The organism is Citrobacter sp. CK188 (genome assembly GCF_030333525.1).
Classification (GTDB): Bacteria; Pseudomonadota; Gammaproteobacteria; order Enterobacterales; family Enterobacteriaceae; genus Citrobacter_B; species Citrobacter_B koseri.
On the sequence record NZ_JAOWFU010000035.1, the window covers coordinates 340,418 to 360,534 of the forward strand.

16 protein-coding genes and 1 pseudogene are annotated in these 20,117 nt (G+C 56.8%); 9 read left to right on the forward strand and 8 right to left on the reverse strand.

Annotated features, from left to right (window positions below; all coding sequences use genetic code 11):
* Window positions 1-63 precede the first annotated feature (63 nt).
* From gluQRS to thpR, 4 genes are all read right to left on the reverse strand, one after another.
* Window positions 64-960: a tRNA glutamyl-Q(34) synthetase GluQRS gene (gene gluQRS / locus OGV67_RS17345; RefSeq protein WP_012134014.1), complete on the reverse strand. Its 897-nt coding sequence runs from the start codon at window positions 958-960 to the stop codon at window positions 64-66.
* Between the two features lie 145 nt (window positions 961-1,105).
* Entirely contained in the window at window positions 1,106-1,561 is a 456-nt protein-coding gene (gene dksA / locus OGV67_RS17350; protein ID WP_001155232.1) for an RNA polymerase-binding protein DksA, read from the reverse strand.
* Window positions 1,562-1,738: 177 nt separating this feature from the next.
* Window positions 1,739-2,443: a DNA/RNA nuclease SfsA gene (gene sfsA, locus OGV67_RS17355; RefSeq protein WP_012134013.1), complete on the reverse strand. Its 705-nt coding sequence runs from the start codon at window positions 2,441-2,443 to the stop codon at window positions 1,739-1,741.
* Window positions 2,444-2,477: 34 nt separating this feature from the next.
* On the reverse strand, window positions 2,478-3,008 hold the full coding sequence (gene thpR, locus OGV67_RS17360) for an RNA 2',3'-cyclic phosphodiesterase (protein WP_047458852.1): 531 nt from the start codon (window positions 3,006-3,008) through the stop codon (window positions 2,478-2,480).
* Between the two features lie 73 nt (window positions 3,009-3,081).
* Between thpR and hrpB the strand changes: the two genes are divergently transcribed.
* The 6 genes from hrpB to fhuB all read left to right on the forward strand — a co-directional run bounded on the left by hrpB (window position 3,082) and on the right by fhuB (window position 14,462).
* Entirely contained in the window at window positions 3,082-5,511 is a 2,430-nt protein-coding gene (hrpB, locus tag OGV67_RS17365; RefSeq protein WP_200003578.1) for an ATP-dependent helicase HrpB, read from the forward strand.
* 170 nt (window positions 5,512-5,681) lie between these two features.
* Complete coding sequence (gene mrcB / locus OGV67_RS17370; protein ID WP_047458846.1) at window positions 5,682-8,222, forward strand: bifunctional glycosyl transferase/transpeptidase; 2,541 nt, start codon at window positions 5,682-5,684, stop codon at window positions 8,220-8,222.
* Between the two features lie 350 nt (window positions 8,223-8,572).
* On the forward strand, window positions 8,573-10,747 hold the full coding sequence (fhuA, locus tag OGV67_RS17375; protein WP_071257599.1) for a ferrichrome porin FhuA: 2,175 nt from the start codon (window positions 8,573-8,575) through the stop codon (window positions 10,745-10,747).
* Between the two features lie 48 nt (window positions 10,748-10,795).
* Complete coding sequence (gene fhuC / locus OGV67_RS17380) at window positions 10,796-11,593, forward strand: Fe3+-hydroxamate ABC transporter ATP-binding protein FhuC (protein WP_012134007.1); 798 nt, start codon at window positions 10,796-10,798, stop codon at window positions 11,591-11,593.
* Complete coding sequence (fhuD, locus tag OGV67_RS17385; protein ID WP_115615096.1) at window positions 11,593-12,483, forward strand: Fe(3+)-hydroxamate ABC transporter substrate-binding protein FhuD; 891 nt, start codon at window positions 11,593-11,595, stop codon at window positions 12,481-12,483. The genes fhuC and fhuD overlap by 1 nt, the downstream gene beginning before the upstream one ends.
* A complete protein-coding gene (gene fhuB, locus OGV67_RS17390; RefSeq protein WP_115615095.1) occupies window positions 12,480-14,462 on the forward strand; it encodes a Fe(3+)-hydroxamate ABC transporter permease FhuB in 1,983 nt (660 codons plus the stop codon). The genes fhuD and fhuB overlap by 4 nt, the downstream gene beginning before the upstream one ends.
* A 70-nt stretch (window positions 14,463-14,532) precedes the next feature.
* Here fhuB and hemL read toward each other — a convergent pair whose 3' ends face one another.
* Window positions 14,533-15,813: a glutamate-1-semialdehyde 2,1-aminomutase gene (hemL, locus tag OGV67_RS17395; protein WP_049011622.1), complete on the reverse strand. Its 1,281-nt coding sequence runs from the start codon at window positions 15,811-15,813 to the stop codon at window positions 14,533-14,535.
* Window positions 15,814-15,983: 170 nt separating this feature from the next.
* Between hemL and clcA the strand changes: the two genes are divergently transcribed.
* From clcA to erpA, 3 genes and pseudogenes are all read left to right on the forward strand, one after another.
* Window positions 15,984-17,405, forward strand: a complete 1,422-nt coding sequence (clcA, locus tag OGV67_RS17400; protein WP_115615094.1) for a H(+)/Cl(-) exchange transporter ClcA — start codon at window positions 15,984-15,986, stop codon at window positions 17,403-17,405.
* Window positions 17,406-17,433: 28 nt separating this feature from the next.
* Window positions 17,434-17,493, forward strand: a pseudogene (gene yadW / locus OGV67_RS17405) (small protein YadW).
* Window positions 17,486-17,830, forward strand: a complete 345-nt coding sequence (gene erpA / locus OGV67_RS17410; RefSeq protein ID WP_012134001.1) for an iron-sulfur cluster insertion protein ErpA — start codon at window positions 17,486-17,488, stop codon at window positions 17,828-17,830. Before yadW ends, erpA begins: the two are co-directional and overlap by 8 nt.
* A gap of 105 nt (window positions 17,831-17,935) precedes the next feature.
* Here erpA and OGV67_RS17415 read toward each other — a convergent pair whose 3' ends face one another.
* Genes OGV67_RS17415 through mtnN form a run of 3 tightly spaced genes read right to left on the reverse strand, consistent with a single transcriptional unit; the run spans window position 17,936 to window position 20,087 of the window.
* Window positions 17,936-18,559 (reverse strand): TRIC cation channel family protein, encoded by a 624-nt coding sequence (locus OGV67_RS17415; RefSeq protein ID WP_012134000.1) that lies wholly within the window; start codon window positions 18,557-18,559, stop codon window positions 17,936-17,938.
* Between the two features lie 36 nt (window positions 18,560-18,595).
* On the reverse strand, window positions 18,596-19,396 hold the full coding sequence (btuF, locus tag OGV67_RS17420; RefSeq protein WP_012133999.1) for a vitamin B12 ABC transporter substrate-binding protein BtuF: 801 nt from the start codon (window positions 19,394-19,396) through the stop codon (window positions 18,596-18,598).
* On the reverse strand, window positions 19,389-20,087 hold the full coding sequence (gene mtnN, locus OGV67_RS17425; protein ID WP_012133998.1) for a 5'-methylthioadenosine/S-adenosylhomocysteine nucleosidase: 699 nt from the start codon (window positions 20,085-20,087) through the stop codon (window positions 19,389-19,391). The genes btuF and mtnN overlap by 8 nt, the downstream gene beginning before the upstream one ends.
* Window positions 20,088-20,117 lie beyond the last annotated feature (30 nt).

Genomic DNA, 20,117 nt, shown 5'->3' on the forward strand with positions numbered 1-20,117 from the left:
CCTCGGTAGTGTCAAACATCAATCAGGACAAGTTACTGCGTAAAAATAGCGGCTAATCATAGCTCAGCAAGACGCATTTGAGAATGCTGGATTTACACTTGCCGATTCCGGCACCGTCGTAAGCGTCCAGTTATCCACCGCATACTGCAATAATTCGTCGGTATGCATATCCTGCCATTGCGCCGTGGCGTTCTGGCCCAGAAAGCGCAGCGCGGCAATGAGTACGGGGCGTGGATCACCCTCCGGCAAGGCTGGGGCATGATTCTGTTTGGAAAGTTTAGCGCCTTGTTCGTTGAGCGCCAACGGCAGATGAATATAGTCCGGCGCGCGCCAGCCGAACTGCTGGTACAACGAAATTTGCCGTACCGTGGGTTCGATTAAATCCGCGCCGCGCACGATTTCCGTGACGCCCTGAAAATGATCGTCCACGACCACCGCCAGGTTATAGGCGAACAGGCCATCGCGGCGATGAATAATAAAATCCTCGCGCGCCAGCAGCGGGTCGGCCTGGATATCGCCGCGCAGCACGTCATGAAATTGCATCACCGGGCTGAACTGTTTAATCCGCACGGCGGCATTTTCCGGCCCATGCTGCAAGGTTCGGCAATGGCCGTCGTAAACGCCGCCGATGCGTTGAATGCGCGCGCGCGGGCAGGTGCAGTAGTAGCTTAAATTCTGCTGGCGCAGCCAGGCGAGCGCGTCGCGGTAGGCGTCATGGCGTTGGGACTGCCACAATATATCGCCATCCCAGTGCAGGCCGTAATGTTCCAGCTGACGCAGAATTGTCTCTGCGGCACCGGGAACTTCACGAGGGGGATCGATATCTTCAATGCGTACTCGCCAGATCCCATGCTGAGAGCGGGCTCGCAGGTAACTACCGAGGGCGGCGATCAGTGAACCAAAGTGCAGCTCGCCAGAGGGGGACGGGGCGAAGCGGCCAATATAGTGTGCGTTGGTCATACCGGTGGACAATATAAAAGAATAAGGCGGGAGATAACCCCGCCCGGATTTTGCCGGATGGCGGCGCAAACCCTTCATCCGGCCTATGAATTGTTGCCAGGCAGGATAAGCGTAGCGCCATCCGGCGTTCTACGGTCTGACGGGATTAGCCCGCCATTTGTTTTTCGCGGATCTCAGCCAGCGTTTTGCAGTCGATGCACAGATCGGCTGTTGGACGCGCTTCCAGACGGCGAATACCAATTTCGACACCGCAGGATTCGCAGTAGCCAAAATCTTCGTCTTCCACTTTCTTCAGCGTTTTCTCGATCTTTTTGATCAGTTTGCGCTCACGGTCGCGGTTACGTAGCTCAAGGCTAAATTCTTCTTCCTGCGCGGCACGGTCAACCGGATCAGGGAAGTTAGCCGCTTCGTCCTGCATATGAGTCACAGTGCGATCGACTTCATCCCTGAGTTGATTACGCCATGCTTCAAGAATACGCTTGAAGTGCGACAGCTGGGCTTCGTTCATATACTCTTCGCCCGGTTTCTCCTGGTACGGCTCCACCCCAGCGATGGCGAGAATACTCAGGGACGATGTTTTACGGTTTTGCCCTTCTTGCATGTTGCTTCTCCTTAACACGCACTATCGATCCCCATTGTCGGGGGAAAAATCAGGTCGCTATAAATAGCAGATGCTTTTCAGGATAGCAATTATCTAAACGTAACACTTGACAACCCTGTGAGGAAAAGCGTATTTGCGTACGCGACCAGAATACTAATTAACCGATTGTTTACGCCATTATAAAGTCATGGGTAACGGTTCTTTTAGAGTCATACCTTCGGCAGAAAGTTCGGCTTTATAAACCAGAATTTCTACCCCCTTTAGCTGTGCTTCAATCAATAGTTGCGCATATTTTGCATCGATATGCCGCGCGGGTGAAAACCGTGTAATGGCTGAATGCAGCACCGCGAATAACACCACGGCGCGATGGCCTTCAGCCGCTACGCTCATCAGTTCCCGAAGGTGTTTTTGTCCCCGTAAGGTGACGGCATCGGGAAAATAACCATACTCTTGTTCCGCTAATGTGACCGATTTCACTTCAATATAGCAGTCGGGTCGGGAATCTGCCTGTAACATGAAATCAATACGGCTGCGTTCCGCGCCGTATTTTACTTCGCTTTTTAACAGGCTGTAGCCTGAAAGTTCTGAAAGCTGCTCATTCTGAATCGCTTCCTTCGTTAATCTGTTTGCCCACAGGGTGTTAACGCAGATAAGTGCGCCTGTCCGGGTTTGCGTTAATTCCCAGGTGTGCGGATATTTGCGTTTAGTATTTTCTGATGTCGAATACCAGACGGTATCGCCCGGCGTGGCGCATCCGGTCATCGCACCGGTATTTGGGCAGTGTAACGTTAATTCCGTGCCGTCCGGCGTAATGACATCGGCTAAAAAACGTTTGTAGCGCTGAATTAAGGTGGCGCGCTGTAATGGCGGAGAGAACTGCATGTGATTTCCTTAAAGCCTGCTTTTGCAGACTATTTTATTCGGCAAGCGTCCAGCGCTGTAGTTGTGTGTAACGTGTGCGGCCGCGTTCGAACGACGAGGCATAAAGCGCAAATTCATTGACCGGAAACGACCAGCAAAAACCCGGCGCTGGAATGGCGACCGCATGGCTGGCGTCACGCAGCAGCGTAATATGCGGATGAAAAGGCTGGGGGCTTTGATAACAACCGCTGCGCGCCGCCTGGGCGCGTAACATGTTCGCCAGTTGCAGCAGCCCGCGCGGCGGCTGTCGCATCCCCAGCCAGACGACCCGCGAACGTAGCCACTGGCCCGCGTCATCCAGCCTGAGCGTAAAGCCCGGCTGACGGATACGTCCGGCAAGCTGTGATAACGCCTGTTGCTTGCTCGCGCTCACCTCGCCTAAAAACGCCAGCGTCAGGTGCAAATTCGCTGCGGCGACCGGCCTGCCGTCGTCCGGGGAAAAATGACCGGCGCGCCAGGCGATGATCTGCTCACGAACCTCGTCGGGCAATTCAATGGCAAAGAACAGCCTTTTCGGCTCAGACATGATGGGTACTCGGTTATGAATTAACGCGATGCTACAATGCAGCGCGAAGAATGTTAACCCTCTGGAGCCATTTGTGACGTCGTTGCCCGTTGCCGCCGTACTGCCCGAATTACTTGCCGCGCTTGAAAGCGCGCCCCAGGTTTTGCTCACCGCCCCAACCGGCGCGGGGAAATCGACCTGGCTGCCGTTGCAGTTTCTGACGCATAAAGGCATTCAGGGGCGAATTATTCTGCTGGAGCCGCGCCGCCTGGCGGCACGTAATGTGGCGCAGCGGCTGGCGGAACTCCTGAACGAGAAGCCCGGCGAGACGGTTGGTTATCGGATGCGCGCGCAAAGCTGTGTTGGCCCGCAGACGCGGCTTGAAGTAGTGACGGAAGGGGTGCTGACAAGAATGATCCAGCGCGATCCCGAGCTGAACGGCATCGGGCTGGTGATCCTCGATGAATTTCATGAGCGTAGTTTGCAGGCGGATCTGGCGCTGGCCCTGCTGCTGGACGTGCAGCAAGGGCTGCGTGACGATCTGAAACTGCTGATCATGTCTGCGACGCTGGACAACGGGAAGCTGCAACAGCGCCTTCCTGATGCGCCGCAGGTGGTGTCTGAGGGGCGTGCCTGGCCCGTTGAGCGTCGCTACCAGTCACTTCCGGCCCAACTGCGTTTTGATGAGGCGGTGGCCATCGCCACGGCAGATTTGCTGCGTCACGAAACCGGCTCTCTGCTGCTGTTTTTACCGGGCGTTGGGGAAATCCTGCGCGTACAGGAACACCTGGCCGCGCGCGTGGCGGATGATGTGCTGTTATGCCCGCTGTATGGCGCGTTGTCTCTGGAGGCGCAGCGTAAAGCGATACTGCCTGCGCCGCGCGGGATGCGCAAAGTCGTGCTGGCGACCAATATTGCCGAAACCAGTTTAACCATCGAGGGTATCCGTCTGGTGGTGGACAGCGCGCAGGAGCGCGTGGCGCGCTATGACGTGCGAACCGGCCTGACGCGGCTGATTACCCAGCGCGTCAGTCAGGCCTCCATGACGCAGCGAGCCGGACGCGCCGGGCGTCTGGAACCGGGCGTGTGTGTTCACCTGCTGGCGAAAGAGCAGGCGGAAAGGGCGGCGGCGCAAAGCGAGCCGGAGATTTTACAAAGCGATCTGTCCGGTTTATTGCTGGAGCTGCTGCAATGGGGATGCAGCGATCCCGCGCAGCTAAACTGGCTGGACCTTCCCCCGTCTGCCAACGTGCAGGCAGCCCGGCGGCTGTTGCAGATGCTGAATGCGCTGGATGGCGAGCGGCTGAGCGCGACGGGGCAGAAAATGGCGCGGCTTGGCAACGACCCCCGTCTGGCGGCGATGCTGGTCAGCGCCGGCAATGACAGCGAAAAGGCGACAGCGGCGAAACTGGCGGCGATTCTGGAGGAGCCGCCGCGCGCGGGCAATACCGACCTCAGCGTGGCGTTTTCGCGCCAGCAACCGGGCTGGCAGCAGCGTAGCCAGCAGCTCCTGAAACGGCTCAACGGGCGAGGCGGCGAAGTGGACGGCACGATGCTGGCGCCGCTGCTTGCGCAGGCGTTTGCCGATCGTATCGCGCGTCGACGCGGTCAGGAAGGGCGCTATCAACTGGCGAATGGCATGGGCGCGGTGCTCGACGCCGATGACGCGCTGGGTCGCCATGAGTGGCTTATCGCGCCGTTGCTGTTGCAGGGGAGCGCGTCGCCGGATGCCCGTATTCTGCTGGCTTTACCGCTGGATATCGAGGCGCTTATTCAGGCGTGTCCGGCGCTGTTGCAGCAGTCCGACACGGTAGAGTGGGACGACGCGCAGGGAACGTTAAAGGCGCTGCGCCGAATGCGCATCGGGCAACTGACGGTAAAAGTTCAGCCGCTGGCTAAGCCTTCGGAAGAGGAACTGCACCAGGCGATGCTCAATGGCATTCGCGATAAAGGGCTAAGTGTGCTCAACTGGACGCCGGAGGCTGAACAGTTCCGCCTGCGTCTGCTGCGCGCGGCGCAATGGTTGCCGGAGTACGACTGGCCCGCCGTTGATGACGCTTCTCTTCTGGCGACGCTGGAAAGCTGGCTGCTGCCGCACATGACGGGCGTTCATACGCTGCGCGCCCTGAAAGCCCTGAATATTACCCAGGCGTTACGCGGCCTGCTGGACTGGTCTATGCTGCAACGTCTGGATAGTGAGCTGCCCGCGCATTACACTGTGCCGACGGGAAGCCGGATAGCCATTCGTTATCACGAAGATAACCCGCCAGCGCTGGCGGTCAGAATGCAGGAGATGTTTGGCGAAGCGAATACGCCTGCTATCGCGCAGGGGCGCGTGCCGCTGGTGCTGGAGTTGCTCTCACCGGCTCAACGCCCGCTACAGATTACGCGCGATTTAAGCGCGTTCTGGCAGGGAGCGTACCGCGAGGTACAAAAAGAGATGAAAGGGCGTTATCCCAAACATGTCTGGCCGGACGATCCGGCGAATACCGCGCCGACGCGGCGCACGAAGAAGTATTTATGACTGCCGGATGGCGCTGTGCTTATCAGGCCTGCTCGCTCAAATGTAGGCTGGATAAGGCGAAGCCGCCATCCGGCATAAACATGGCAGAAAATTGAGAGATTTCTTCTTCTGTCGACTGACGGAAGGACAGAGAATCGGGCCTTTGCGCCTGTATGTTGCGGAGAAAAAGCATGGCCGGGAATGACCGCGAGCCAATTGGACGCAAAGGGAAACCACCGCGTCCGGTGAAACAAAAGGTAAGCCGTCGTCGACTCAGAGATGAAGAGTACGACGACGATTATGATGATGACTATGAGGATGAAGAACCGATGCCGCGTAACGGTAAGGGCAAAGGGCGTAAGCCTCGTGGCAAGCGTGGCTGGCTCTGGCTACTGCTAAAACTGTCGATTGTTTTTGTCGTGCTGATTGCGATCTACGGCGTCTATCTGGATCAAAAAATCCGTAGCCGTATTGATGGCAAAGTCTGGCAGCTTCCTGCGGCGGTATATGGCCGGATGGTTAACCTTGAGCCGGAAATGCCCGTCAGCAAGAATGAAATGGTGAAATTGCTGGAGGCCACCCAGTACCGTCAGGTGACGAAAATGACGCGTCCCGGCGAGTTTACCGTGCAGGCGAACAGCATCGAGATGATCCGCCGTCCGTTTGACTTCCCGGACAGCAAAGAAGGGCAGGTGCGTGCGCGTCTGACCTTTGACGGCGGCCATCTGGATACGATCGTGAATATGGATAACAACCGTCAGTTTGGTTTCTTCCGTCTCGATCCGCGCCTGATCACCATGCTCTCTTCGCCGAACGGCGAACAGCGCCTGTTCGTGCCGCGCAACGGTTTCCCGGATCTGCTGGTGGATACGCTGCTGGCGACGGAAGACCGTCATTTCTATGAGCACGATGGCGTTAGCCTGTATTCCATCGGTCGTGCGGTGCTGGCGAACCTTACCGCCGGGCGCACGGTTCAGGGGGCGAGTACGCTGACGCAACAGCTGGTGAAAAACCTGTTCCTCACCAGCGAACGCTCCTACTGGCGTAAAGCGAACGAAGCTTACATGGCGCTGCTGATGGATGCGCGCTACAGCAAGGACAGGATCCTTGAGCTGTACATGAACGAAGTCTATCTCGGCCAGAGCGGCGATAACGAGATTCGCGGCTTCCCGCTGGCGAGCCTGTACTACTTTGGCCGTCCGGTCGAAGAGTTGAGCCTCGATCAGCAGGCGCTGCTGGTGGGGATGGTGAAAGGGGCGTCAATCTACAACCCGTGGCGTAACCCGAAACTGGCGCTGGAGCGTCGTAATCTGGTGCTACGTCTGCTGCAACAACAGCAGGTGATCGACCAGGAGCTGTACGACATGCTGAGCGCGCGTCCGCTGGGCGTGCAGCCGCGCGGCGGGGTGATCTCGCCACAGCCAGCCTTTATGCAGATGGTGCGTCAGGAGTTGCAGGCGAAGCTCGGCGACAAAGTGAAAGACCTTTCTGGCGTGAAGATCTTCACCACTTTTGATTCCGTGGCGCAGGATGCGGCTGAAAAAGCGGCCGTTGAGGGCATTCCGGCGCTGAAGAAACAGCGCAATCTGAGCGATCTGGAAACCGCGATTGTGGTGGTAGACCGCTTCAGCGGTGAGGTGCGTGCGATGGTCGGCGGGGCGGAGCCGCAATTCGCCGGGTACAACCGTGCGATGCAGGCGCGCCGTTCTATCGGCTCTCTGGCAAAACCGGCGACCTATCTGACGGCGTTAAGCCAGCCGAAGCTGTATCGCCTGAACACCTGGATTGCCGACGCGCCGATCGCGCTTCGTCAGCCGAACGGGCAGGTCTGGTCTCCGCAGAACGATGACCGTCGTTACAGCGAAAGTGGCAAAGTGATGCTGGTGGACGCGCTGACGCGCTCCATGAACGTGCCGACGGTGAATCTGGGGATGGCGCTGGGACTTCCTGCCGTCACCGATACCTGGATGAAGCTGGGCGTGCCGAAAGATCAGCTGCATCCGGTTCCGGCCATGCTGCTGGGGGCGCTGAACCTGACGCCAATCGAAGTGGCGCAAGCGTTCCAGACCATCGCCAGCGGCGGCAACCGGGCGCCGTTGTCAGCATTGCGTTCGGTGATTGCGGAAGACGGTACGGTGTTGTACCAGAGCTTCCCGCAGGCTGAGCGCGCGGTTCCGGCGCAGGCGGCGTATATGACGTTGTGGACGATGCAGCAGGTTGTGCAGCGCGGCACCGGGCGTCAGCTGGGCGCGAAGTATCCGGGTCTGCATCTGGCGGGTAAAACCGGGACCACCAACAACAATGTCGATACCTGGTTTGCAGGGATTGATGGCAGCCAGGTGACGATTACCTGGGTGGGGCGCGATAATAACCAGCCGACGAAACTGTACGGCGCCAGCGGCGCGATGTCGATTTATCAGCGTTATCTGGCGAACCAAACGCCAACGCCGCTGACGCTGACGCCGCCGGAAGATGTGGTGGATATGGGCGTTGATTACGACGGTAATTTCGTCTGTAGCGGTGGAATGCGAGCGCTGCCGGTCTGGACGACCGACCCGGACGCGCTGTGCCAGCAGGGCGAAATGATGCAACAGCAGCAGCCGACCGGGAACCCGTTCGATCAGTCTTCTTCGCAGCAACAGCAGCCTCAACAGCAGCAACCGGCGCAGCAGGAGAAGAAAGACAGCGACGGCGTGGCGGGGTGGATCAAGGATATGTTTGGTAGTAACTAACCGTTGCGCCTGATGGCGCTGCGCTTATCAGGCCTACAGAACCAATAAACGCATTGGATCTTGTAGGCCGGATAAGGCGCGCCAGCGCCGCCATCCGGCAAGATGGCAAAAACAGGCGCGAACCGTAGGCCGGATAAGGCGCGCTAGCGCCGCCATCCGGCAAATTTCCGCAGAATAACATTCCAGCCTAAATCATTAACCCTTCCTTTTCATCTGGTTATTTCTTAACCCCTTAGTTTTGATAGGGGCGCGTATTGCTTGCTATCGCGCCAACGTTTCGAATATTATGCTGCGGTCATAAGAATAATTCTCGTTTACGTTATCATTCACTTTTCATTAGAGATATACCAATGGCGCGTCTTAAAACTGCTCAGCCAAACTCTTCGCTGCGTAAAATCGCAGTCGTAGTAGCCACAGCGGTTAGCGGCATGTCTGTCTATGCACAGGCGGCGGTTGAACCGAAAGAAGAAACTATCACCGTAACCGCTGCACCTGCCCAGCAGGAAAGTGCCTGGGGGCCATCACCAACGATTGCGGCCAAACGATCCGCAACCACCACCAAGACCGATACCCCGATTGAGAAAACACCACAGTCTGTTTCGGTGGTGACTCGTGAAGAGATGGATATTCATCAGCCAGGCTCAGTAAAAGAGGCTTTGGCATATACTCCAGGGGCTGCCGCTTCAACACGCGGCGCTTCTACCACCTATGATTTTGTTATTATTCGTGGTTTTTACACGCCAGGCCCAACCCCGAACAATTACCTGGATGGCATCAAATTACAGGGTGACTACTACAGTTCTGCTGTTGTTGATCCCTATATGCTTGAACGTGTGGAATTGATGCGTGGACCGACGTCCGTTCTTTATGGAAAAAGTAATCCGGGCGGCTTGATCTCTATGGTAAGCAAAAGCCCGACGTCAGAGCCTTTAAAAGAAATTCAATTTAAAATGGGAACAGACAATCTGTTCCAGACTGGTTTTGATTTCAGCGATTCTCTGGATGATGATGGCGTCTATTCTTATCGCTTAACAGGGCTTGCTCGCTCAAACGATGAGCAACAGGATTTTGCGAAGCAGAAGCGTTATGCCATTGCTCCCGTGTTTAGCTGGAAACCGGATGAGAAAACAAACCTGACACTGCGTGCAAATATCCAGAATGAACCTTCAACGGGTTTTTATGGCTGGTTGCCGAAAGAGGGGACGGTAGAACCCTTACCTGACGGTTCTCGTATTCCAGTAAGTTTTACCGATGCTGCTCCTAACAATACCTATTCTCGCTACCAAAGAATGGTCGGGTATAGCTTTGAGCACAGTTTCGATGACACATTTACCGTGCGCCAAAATTTACGTTATAGCCAAATTAAGACATCTCAGCAAACAGTGTACGGTTTTGGTGCTGTTGGCAACCAACTGACCCGACAGAGTATTGTCGCGAATGAAAACTATAATGATTTTGGTGTAGATACACAGTTGGAAAGCAAGTTTGCTACAGGTGATGTGGCGCATACTCTGCTGACGGGTGTTGACTATTCTCGTCTGCGTAACGATATCGACAACGCTTATGGTACAGCGCCTCCGTTAGATATGAATAATCCTGTATATGAGGATGTCGTGTTCCCGGATGCGAAACCTTTCCAGTTAAATACTCAACATCAGACTGGCCTGTATGTTCAGGATCAACTGGAATGGGATAAATGGGTTGCAACTCTGGGAGGGCGTTATGATTGGTCTGAGCAGGCAACAACAATTCGTTCCAGCAACCAGAAAGTTGAACGTAACGATGAGCAATTTACCTGGCGTGCCGGGATAAATTATCTCTTCGATAATGGCATTACGCCATATTTCAGTTACAGCGAGTCTTTCGAACCGAACCCGTCTAAAGCCTGGGCTGCTACACCTGCGGACAACGTTGCTTATGCTCCCTCTAAAGGTAAGCAATATGAAGCTGGTGTGAAATATGTGCCGAAAGATCTGCCTGTTGTAGTCACTGCTGCTGTCTATGAACTGACCAAAACGAACAATCTGACTTCTGATCCAAGTAATCCGTTTGCTCAGGTTCCGGCAGGTGAAGTGCGTTCACGTGGCGTTGAGTTAGAAGCGAAAGCGGCAGTTAATGCGAACATTAATATGACAGCGTCTTATACGTATACGGATGCTGAATATACGGAAGACACAACGCTGAAAGGCAAAACCCCTGTTCAGGTGCCGAAACATATGGCTTCGCTTTGGGGCGACTATACCTTTTACGAAGGTTACCTTTCTGGCTTAACGCTGGGGACTGGTGGCCGTTTAGTTGGCTCCAGCTATGGCGATCCGGAGAACTCCTTTAAGGTCGGTAGTTCAACTGTGATGGATGCAGTTGTGAAATACGATCTGGCTCGTTTGGGGATGGCGGGTTCCAGTGTTGCAGTAAATGTAACAAACTTGCTTGATCGTGAATATGTCTCCAGCTGTTTTGCTACCTATGGCTGCTTCTGGGGCGCGGAGCGTCAGGTCGTTGCAACCGCAACCTTCCGTTTCTAATTTCTCTTTGGGCACGGTTCGCCGTGCCCGCTTTACAAGTTGGCCGCTATGCAGGAAAATATAACCCGTCCCGACACGACTTTCGCCCTACGTAATGTCTCCTTTCGTGTGCCTGGCCGCACGCTTCTGCATCCTCTTTCGCTGACCTTTCCGGTGGGTAAAGTTACCGGGCTTATTGGTCACAACGGTTCAGGTAAATCAACCTTACTGAAAATGCTGGGGCGGCATCAACCGCCGTCGGAAGGCGACGTGTTGCTCGACGATCAGCCGTTGAACAGCTGGAACAGTAAAGCGTTTGCCCGCAAGGTCGCCTATCTGCCGCAGCAGCTTCCGCAGGCGGAAGGGATGACGGTGCGCGAGCTGGTGGCGATTGGGCGTTATCCGTGGCACGGCGCGTTGGGTCGTTTTGGCGTAACCGACAGAGAAAAAGTGGAAGAGGCGATTACGCTAGTGGGACTAAAACCACTGGCGCACCGTCTGGTGGACAGCCTCTCCGGCGGGGAACGTCAGCGGGCGTGGATCGCCATGCTGGTGGCCCAGGATAGCCGCTGTCTGCTACTCGATGAACCCACCTCCGCGCTGGATATCGCGCATCAGGTTGATGTGCTGGCGCTGGTGCACCGCTTAAGCCAGCAGCGTGGGTTGACGGTGATTGCCGTTTTGCACGACATCAACATGGCGGCCCGCTACTGTGATTATCTGGTGGCGCTGCGCGGTGGCGAAATGATTGCCCAGGGAACGCCAGCAGAGTTGATGCGTGGTGAAACGCTGGAGCTGATTTATGGCATCCCGATGGGAATTTTGCCGCATCCGGCTGGTGCCGCACCCGTGAGTTTTGTCTATTAATGAGCGGTTTACATTCTATTACCCGACGTCGATTGTTAACGGCGATGGCGCTTTCTCCTCTGCTCTGGCAAATGGGGCAAGCCCGGGCCGCAACCGTCGATCCTCATCGTATTGTCGCCCTGGAGTGGTTGCCGGTAGAGCTGCTGTTAGCGCTCGGCATCATGCCTTACGGCGTGGCGGATATTCCCAATTATCGCCTGTGGGTTAACGAGCCCGCATTGCCGGAGTCGGTCATTGACGTTGGGCTGCGTACCGAACCCAATCTGGAACTGCTGACCGAAATGAAGCCCTCATTTATGGTCTGGTCGGCAGGCTATGGCCCTTCGCCTGAAAAGCTGGCGCGTATCGCGCCGGGGCGCGGCTTTAGCTTCAGCGACGGCAAAAAACCGTTAGCGATAGCGCGTCAGTCGTTAATTGAAATGGCGCAACTGCTTAATCTTGAGTCTGCGGCCAGCCGCCATCTGGCGGAATACGATAGCTTTATCGACAGCCAGAAACCGCGCTTTGCCCGGCGTGGCGATCGGCCTCTGCTGCTGATGACGTTGCTCGATCCGCGCCATATGCTGGTTTTCGGCCCGAACTGCTTATTCCAGGAGACGCTGGACGCGTTCGGCATTCGCAATGCCTGGCAGGGGGAAACCAATTTCTGGGGCAGCACTGCGGTCGGTATCGACCGGCTGGCGGCCTATAAAGACGCTGACGTCCTCTGTTTTGATCACGGCAATAACCCGGATATGGCCGCGTTGATGGCGACGCCGCTGTGGCAGGCGATGCCGTTTGTGCGCGCCGGACGTTTTCAGCGCGTGCCTGCCGTCTGGTTTTATGGCGCGACGCTGTCGAGCATGCGTTTCGTGCGCATTCTGGATAATGCGCTGGGAGGTAAAGCGTGAGTCGACGTATTGCGCTATTTCCGGCGTTGCTGCTGGCGGTGTTATTTATCGCTGCTGCCTGGCTGACCTGGTTTAACTTCTCCATCGCATTGCCGCGCAGCCAGTGGCAGCAAGCGTTCTGGTCGCCGGATATCGACAGCATTGAGCAAATGATTTTCCACTATAGCCTATTGCCGCGTCTGGCGATCGCCTTGCTGGTCGGGGCCGGGCTTGGGCTGGTGGGCGTATTGTTCCAGCAGGTGCTGCGTAACCCGCTGGCGGAGCCAACGACGCTCGGCGTGGCGACGGGGGCGCAGCTCGGGATTACGCTAACGACGCTGTGGGCGATTCCCGGCGCGATGGCCACGCAATTTGCGGCGCTGGCAGGCGCGTGCATGGTAGGCGCGCTGGTGTTTGGCGTCGCCTGGGGAAAACGCCTGTCACCGGTCACGCTGATTCTCGCCGGTCTGGTGGTGAGCCTGTATTGCGGGGCGATTAACCAGCTGATGGTGATTTTCCACCACGACCAGTTGCAAAGCATGTTCCTGTGGAGCACCGGAACGCTGACGCAAACCGACTGGAGCGGGGTGCAGAGGCTGTGGCCGCAACTGCTGGGCGGCGTGATACTCACCTTGCTATTGCTGCGTCCGATGACCCTGATGGGGCTGGATGACGGCGTGGCGCGCAATCTGGGGCTGGCCTTGTCGCTGGCGCGTCTGGCGGCTTTATCGCTGGCGATCGTGCTCAGCGCGATGCTGGTTAACGCCGTTGGGATTATCGGCTTTATCGGCCTGTTCGCCCCGCTGCTGGCGAAAATGCTTGGCGCGCGTCGCTTACTGGCGCGCCTGATGCTGGCGCCGCTGATTGGCGCGCTGATCCTCTGGCTTTCCGATCAGACCATTTTGTGGCTGACCCGCGTCTGGATGGAGGTCTCCACGGGTTCCGTGACGGCGCTGATTGGCGCACCGCTGTTGCTGTGGCTGCTGCCGCGTCTGCGCAGCATGAGCGCGCCGGCAATGAACGCTAATGACCGCGTAGCGGCGGAACGCCAGCATGTGCTGAGTTTTGCGCTGGCAGGCGGTGTCGTGCTGCTGTTAGCGGTGTTCGTGGCGCTCTCTTTTGGCCGTGACGCGCACGGCTGGAACTGGGCGAGCGGCGCGCTGCTGGATGAACTGATGCCCTGGCGCTGGCCGCGTATTCTGGCGGCATTGATTGCGGGCGTGATGCTGGCGGTGGCGGGGTGCATTATTCAACGCCTGACCGGAAACCCGATGGCCAGCCCGGAAGTGCTGGGTATCAGCTCCGGCGCGGCGTTCGGTGTGGTGCTGATGCTGTTCCTGGTGCCGGGTAACGCCTTTGGCTGGCTGCTGCCTGCCGGGAGCATCGGCGCGGCGGCGACGTTGCTGATCATCATGGTCGCGGCAGGACGCGGGGGCTTTTCTCCGCACCGTATGCTGCTGGCGGGGATGGCGCTCAGTACGGCGTTTACGATGCTGTTGATGATGTTACAGGCGAGCGGCGATCCGCGCATGGCGGGAGTGCTGACCTGGATCTCCGGTTCGACCTACAACGCGTCGGAAGAACAGGTGGTACGCACCGGCATTGTGATGGTGATTCTGTTGGCGATTACGCCGCTGTGTCGTCGCTGGTTAACCATTTTACCGCTGGGCGGCGAGACGGCGCGGGCGGTGGGTATCGCGTTGACGCCATCGCGTGTTGGGCTGTTGTTGCTGGCGGCCTGTCTGACGGCGACCGCGACGATGACCATTGGGCCGCTGAGCTTCGTTGGGCTGATGGCGCCGCATATCGCGCGGATGCTCGGTTTTCGCCGCACGATGCCGCATATGATTATGTCGGCGCTGGCGGGGGGAATACTGCTGGTTTTCGCCGACTGGTGCGGCAGAATGGTGTTGTTCCCGTATCAGATCCCGGCGGGATTGCTCTCGACGTTTATCGGCGCGCCGTATTTTATTTATCTGTTACGCAAGCAGAGCCGGTAATGGTGCTTTATCCGGCCTACGGCGCCATATGTAGGCCGGGTAAGCGTAAGCGCCACCCGGCAATGACAATTTACAGCTTCGCAAATACCCGACGCGCGGCATCGATGGTGTTGTTGATATCGTCCATGCTGTGCGCCACGGACATAAAGCCTGCCTCGAAGGCGGACGGCGCCAGGTAAACGCCTTCATCCAGCATCATGTGGAAGAAACGTTTGAAGCGCTCAACGTCGCATGCCATTACATCCTGATAGCAGTTTACGGATTCCGCATCGGTAAAGAAGATGCCGAACATACCGCCGACGTGATTCACCACCAGTGGAATATTGGCTTCCTGCGCGGCGTCCAGCAGGCCTTCTGCCAGGCGGGTCGTCAGTTCGTCCAGCGTCTCGTGAATCCCCGGCTGGGCGACTTCGGTCAGGCAGGCGAAACCCGCCGCCATAGCAATCGGGTTGCCGGAAAGCGTTCCCGCCTGGTAAACCGGGCCAGTCGGCGCCAGTGCGTCCATCACATCGCGGCGTCCGCCAAATGCGCCTACCGGCATGCCGCCGCCGATGATTTTGCCCAGACAGGTCAGATCCGGCACTACGCCGTAATAATCCTGTGCGCCCGCCAGCGCCACGCGGAAACCGGTCATCACTTCGTCAATGATCAGCAGCGCGCCGAATTCGTCGCACAGGGCGCGCAGGCCCGGCAGGAATTCCGGCAGCGGAGGGATGCAGTTCATATTGCCCGCCACCGGCTCGACGATAATACAGGCAATCTCTTGCGGATATTGCTCGAATGCCGCGCGTACAGAGGCCAGATCGTTATAGGTGCAGGTCAGGGTATGTCTGGCGAAATCAGCCGGAACGCCCGGTGAGTTCGGCTGGCCCAGCGTCAGTGCGCCGGAACCCGCTTTCACCAGCAGGCAGTCGGCGTGGCCGTGGTAGCAGCCTTCAAATTTGATGATCTTGTCGCGACCGGTGAAGCCGCGCGCCAGGCGAATCGCACTCATTGTGGCTTCGGTGCCGGAGTTCACCATCCGCACCATGTCCATAGTCGGTACCAGTTCGGTGACCAGCTCCGCCATTTTAACTTCCATCTCGGTCGGCGCGCCGAAGCTCAGCCCGCGCGCAGCGGCTTCAATCACTGCATTACGGATGGCGGGGTGGTTATGGCCCAGTACCATCGGACCCCAGGAGCCGACGTAATCGATGTACGCTTTGCCATCGACATCATACAGATACGCGCCGTCTGCTTTTTCGATAAACAGCGGGGTGCCGCCCACGCCAGTGAAGGCGCGAACAGGGGAGTTGACGCCGCCGGGGATAAGCTCGCGCGCTGCGCTGTAGAGGTTTTCAGACTTGCTCATGGATGGGGTTCCTGGTTCGTAGAAAAAGTGAATGCCCTTTATTCTAAGTTATTCACAGAAGGTTATGAACATTTTGCGCATTTGAAACATGACGATTTACAGGGGATTTTCCCGAAACAGGCGGGTACAATGCCGCTTCTGTATTTGTATTACCAATTAATGATCATCTGATGAACACAGACACTCCCACTTTCGAAGCACAGCAAGTTGTGCGCTTACGGCGCGGGGATCTGATCCGCAGACTACTTCAGCGGGATAAAACGCCGCTGGCCATCTTATTAACGGCGGCGGTGGTCGGCACCGTCACGGGTCTTATTGGCGTTGCGTTTGAGAAAGCCGTGACCTGGGTGCAGAACTTACGTATCGGCGCGCTCGTTCAGACGGCCGATTACGCGATTCTGGTCTGGCCGCTGGCCTTTATCCTCTCTGCGCTGCTGGCGATGGTCGGTTATTTTCTGGTGCGTAAGTTTGCGCCGGAAGCCGGTGGGTCGGGCATCCCGGAAATAGAAGGCGCGCTGGAAGAGTTGCGTCCTGTTCGCTGGTGGCGCGTGCTGCCGGTGAAATTTGTGGGCGGTATGGGAACGCTGGGCGCTGGCATGGTGCTGGGGCGGGAAGGGCCGACGGTACAAATCGGGGGCAATATCGGGCGAATGGTGCTGGATCTCTTCCGTATGCGTAGCGCCGAGGCGCGTCACACCTTACTGGCAACCGGTGCGGCCGCAGGGTTATCGGCTGCCTTTAACGCGCCGCTGGCGGGGATCTTATTTATCATCGAAGAGATGCGCCCGCAGTTTCGCTACAATTTAATTTCGATCAAAGCCGTGTTTACGGGCGTGATCATGTCGAGCATTGTGTTTCGTATTTTTAACGGTGAAGCGCCGATTATTGAGGTCGGGAAGCTCTCAAACGCACCGGTTAATACGCTATGGTTATATTTAATCCTCGGCATGATTTTTGGCTGCGTCGGGCCGCTGTTCAATCACCTGGTATTGCGCACTCAGGATATGTTCCAGCGTTTTCACGGCGGCGAAATCAAAAAGTGGGTTCTGATGGGCGGCGCGATCGGCGGCCTGTGCGGTATTCTCGGCTTAATTGAGCCAGAAGCGGCGGGTGGTGGATTTAATTTGATCCCCATTGCGGCGGCGGGGAATTACAGCGTAGGCCTGCTGCTGTTTATTTTTATCGCCCGCGTCCTTACCACGCTGCTTTGTTTCTCATCCGGTGCGCCGGGCGGAATTTTTGCGCCAATGCTGGCGCTGGGGACGTTGCTCGGCACTGCATTTGGTATGGCGGCTGCGGCGTGTTTTCCGCAGTACCATCTGGAGGCCGGAACATTCGCGATTGCCGGAATGGGCGCGCTGCTGGCGGCGTCGGTGCGTGCGCCTTTAACGGGAATCGTGTTAGTGCTGGAGATGACCGATAACTATCAGCTCATTTTGCCAATGATTATTACCTGTCTTGGCGCAACACTATTAGCACAATTTATGGGCGGAAAACCGCTATACTCCACCATCCTTGCGCGCACGCTGGCGAAACAGGATGCGGAGCAGGCGGCAAAAAGCCAGCAGTCGGTCGCTGGTGAGAATACTTGAATGAAATACCAGGGTATTAGATAATGCCATAACGATTGGGTTATAATTTGCCCAATTGCCAATGTCGTTTGGAGCAAAAAATGAGTGATGACGTAGCGCTGCCACTGCAATTTACTGAAGCAGCAGCCAAGAAAGTAAAAAGCCTGATCGCTGACGAAGATAACCCGAATCTGAAACTGCGCGTGTATATCACCGGCGGTGGTTGCAGCGGTTTCCAGTACGGTTTTACCTTTGATGATCAGGTGAACGAAGGTGATATGACCATCGAGAAGCAGGGTGTTGGCCTGGTGGTTGACCCGATGAGCCTGCAATATCTGGTAGGCGGCGCTGTCGATTACACCGAAGGTCTGGAAGGTTCCCGCTTTGTGGTCACCAACCCGAATGCGAAAAGCACCTGCGGGTGTGGTTCGTCCTTTAGTATCTGATGTATTGCCGGATGGCGACGCAGGGCGTCTTATCCGGCCTACGGTGCGTGTTGCTGCGTTCCTGAATGTAGGCCCGATAAGCGTCAGCGCCATCGGGCAGTGAAATCAACGCCCGTTCTCATCCAGAGCAAACGTCGGTAATTTTAAATGCCAACGAATTGCGGCCAGACGAATCATCAACGTCACAACCATCCCCATCATACTGGCGCTTTCCAGTGGCACGGAAAAGGTATAAAACGCCGTCGCATGCACGATGCCGCCGATAATACAGGCCGTGGCATAAATCTCCGTGCGTAAGATCATCGGCACTTCACGCGCCAGCACGTCGCGGATAATCCCGCCGCCGACGCCGGTAATCACGCCCATACAGATGGCGACCAGCGGGCCTGTTTCGGCAAGGAACGCCTTATTGACGCCGATACCGACGAACACCGCGAGGCCGACGGCATCCAGCACGGGAAGCATCCATTTAGGCAATCGTCTCGGCTGGCGCACCAGCAAAATGGTGAGCATGCTGGTGACCATCGCCACCACCAGATCGGTCGGATCTTTGACCCAAAAGACGGGCCCGTTATCCAGCGCCATATCGCGGATCGTCCCGCCGCCCACTGCGGTCACGACGCCCAACACCAGTACGCCAAACGGGTCCATACGCAACTTTCCGGCCAGCAATACGCCAGAGATAGCAAAGACAGCTGTGCCTACAATATCCAGCCAATAGACGAGCATTATCGAATCCCCACTGAGAACCTGACTGCGCAGGTTCTATTCTACTTGTGAAAGCGCATTACAGAGTTGTTTTGCGGCGAGGATGATACGCGGGCTTGCGCGTTCAAACCAGTCACCATTCAGCGGTATAACCGGGATTTTTAGCTGGTTTTGCCAGTATTGTTCTATTTTAGGAATTTCGCCCGCATCGCCGGTAACGACAATCGCCTGCGGATGTCGGGCCAGCACCTGCTCGCGGCTGACCTGCGGCCAGGGGACGCGACTGCCCGCAAAAATATTTTCTCCGCCGCAGACCTCCAGAACCTGGTGCTGGATGGAGCCTTTTCCGCTGGTGAATAACGGATTCGCGCCAAACTGGAGAAAAACGCGTTTTTTCGGTTTATCAGCATACTGCGACTTTAGCGCGGCATACTCGTCCAGCAGCGTTTGCGCCGCACGTCTGGCTTTTTCTGGCTCAGGACTCCATGCGGCAAGCTGGCGCAGTGCGTCGGCGACCTGCTCAATGGTTACGGCATCCACCCACATGATTTTAATGCCCAGGGACGCCAGCTGGTTAACCTGTCGTTCAGCATTGCCCCCTCGCCAGGCGATGACCAGGTCGGGTTTGAGCGCCACAATACGTTCCAGATTCATCCCTTGCCAGGTGGAGACTTCTTCGATGTTTTTCGCTTGCGGGGGATAGTCGGAATAACTGCTGACGCCAACGGGCGTGATCCCTGCGGCAAAGGCAAGTTCGGTGTTGGAAGGGGAGAGGGAAACGACGCGCGGTGCGGCGCAAAGCCACAGCGGAAGGGCTAAAAGCAGGGCGGCCAGCGCCCTGGAGAATAATTTAGCCATGCGCCAGTTTCTGCACCAGCGTTTCAACCATCAGGCTGGACTGCTTCGCGGCTACGGCCAGGAATTCGTCAAAGCTGAGGTGGGATTGCTGATCGGCCACATCAGAGATGGCGCGAACCACCACGAAAGGCACGTTGAAGTTATGGCAGACATGCGCGATCGCGGTCGCTTCCATTTCCACGGCAATCGCCTGCGGGAAATTGTGGCGGATTTTCGCCAGGCCCACGGAACCGTTAATGAAAGCGTCGCCGCTGACGATCAGTCCGCGAACCGCATTCAGGTTGAGTTTTGCGATGCAGGATTCCGCCGCCGCGATCAGCGCGTCGTCGGCTTTAAAACCTGCCGGGCAGCCAGGGAGCTGACCAAATTCATAACCAAACGCGGTAACGTCGGCATCGTGATAACGCGCTTCATCGGAAACGACGATATCGCCGACTGTCAGCGTCGGGGCCAGACCGCCAGCGGAACCGGTATTAATAATGACATCCGGCTTGCAACGTTCCAGCAGCAACGTTGCGCCCAGCGCCGCCGCGACTTTACCGATGCCGGATTTCAGCAGCGCAATCTCGGTCCCGTTCAGTTGGCCGGTGTAAATTTCACAACCGCCCAGGGTGATCGTCTGACGGTTTTCGATTTTGTCACGCAGCAGCGTAACTTCTTCTTCCATTGCACCAATGATGCCGATTTTCATAGATTTACTCGCGATAAGCCAGATTTGAAG

What these genes read in the sequence shown, in the direction of transcription:
- gluQRS (WP_012134014.1), bottom strand. Translation starts at nt 960, where the DNA reads ATGACCAACGCACACTATATTGGCCGCTTCGCCCCGTCCCCCTCTGGC.
- dksA (WP_001155232.1), bottom strand. Translation starts at nt 1,561, where the DNA reads ATGCAAGAAGGGCAAAACCGTAAAACATCGTCCCTGAGTATTCTCGCC.
- sfsA (WP_012134013.1), bottom strand. Translation starts at nt 2,443, where the DNA reads ATGCAGTTCTCTCCGCCATTACAGCGCGCCACCTTAATTCAGCGCTAC.
- thpR (WP_047458852.1), bottom strand. Translation starts at nt 3,008, where the DNA reads ATGTCTGAGCCGAAAAGGCTGTTCTTTGCCATTGAATTGCCCGACGAG.
- mrcB (WP_047458846.1), top strand. Translation starts at nt 5,682, where the DNA reads ATGGCCGGGAATGACCGCGAGCCAATTGGACGCAAAGGGAAACCACCG.
- fhuA (WP_071257599.1), top strand. Translation starts at nt 8,573, where the DNA reads ATGGCGCGTCTTAAAACTGCTCAGCCAAACTCTTCGCTGCGTAAAATC.
- fhuC (WP_012134007.1), top strand. Translation starts at nt 10,796, where the DNA reads ATGCAGGAAAATATAACCCGTCCCGACACGACTTTCGCCCTACGTAAT.
- fhuD (WP_115615096.1), top strand. Translation starts at nt 11,593, where the DNA reads ATGAGCGGTTTACATTCTATTACCCGACGTCGATTGTTAACGGCGATG.
- hemL (WP_049011622.1), bottom strand. Translation starts at nt 15,813, where the DNA reads ATGAGCAAGTCTGAAAACCTCTACAGCGCAGCGCGCGAGCTTATCCCC.
- clcA (WP_115615094.1), top strand. Translation starts at nt 15,984, where the DNA reads ATGAACACAGACACTCCCACTTTCGAAGCACAGCAAGTTGTGCGCTTA.
- erpA (WP_012134001.1), top strand. Translation starts at nt 17,486, where the DNA reads ATGAGTGATGACGTAGCGCTGCCACTGCAATTTACTGAAGCAGCAGCC.
- OGV67_RS17415 (WP_012134000.1), bottom strand. Translation starts at nt 18,559, where the DNA reads ATGCTCGTCTATTGGCTGGATATTGTAGGCACAGCTGTCTTTGCTATC.
- btuF (WP_012133999.1), bottom strand. Translation starts at nt 19,396, where the DNA reads ATGGCTAAATTATTCTCCAGGGCGCTGGCCGCCCTGCTTTTAGCCCTT.
- mtnN (WP_012133998.1), bottom strand. Translation starts at nt 20,087, where the DNA reads ATGAAAATCGGCATCATTGGTGCAATGGAAGAAGAAGTTACGCTGCTG.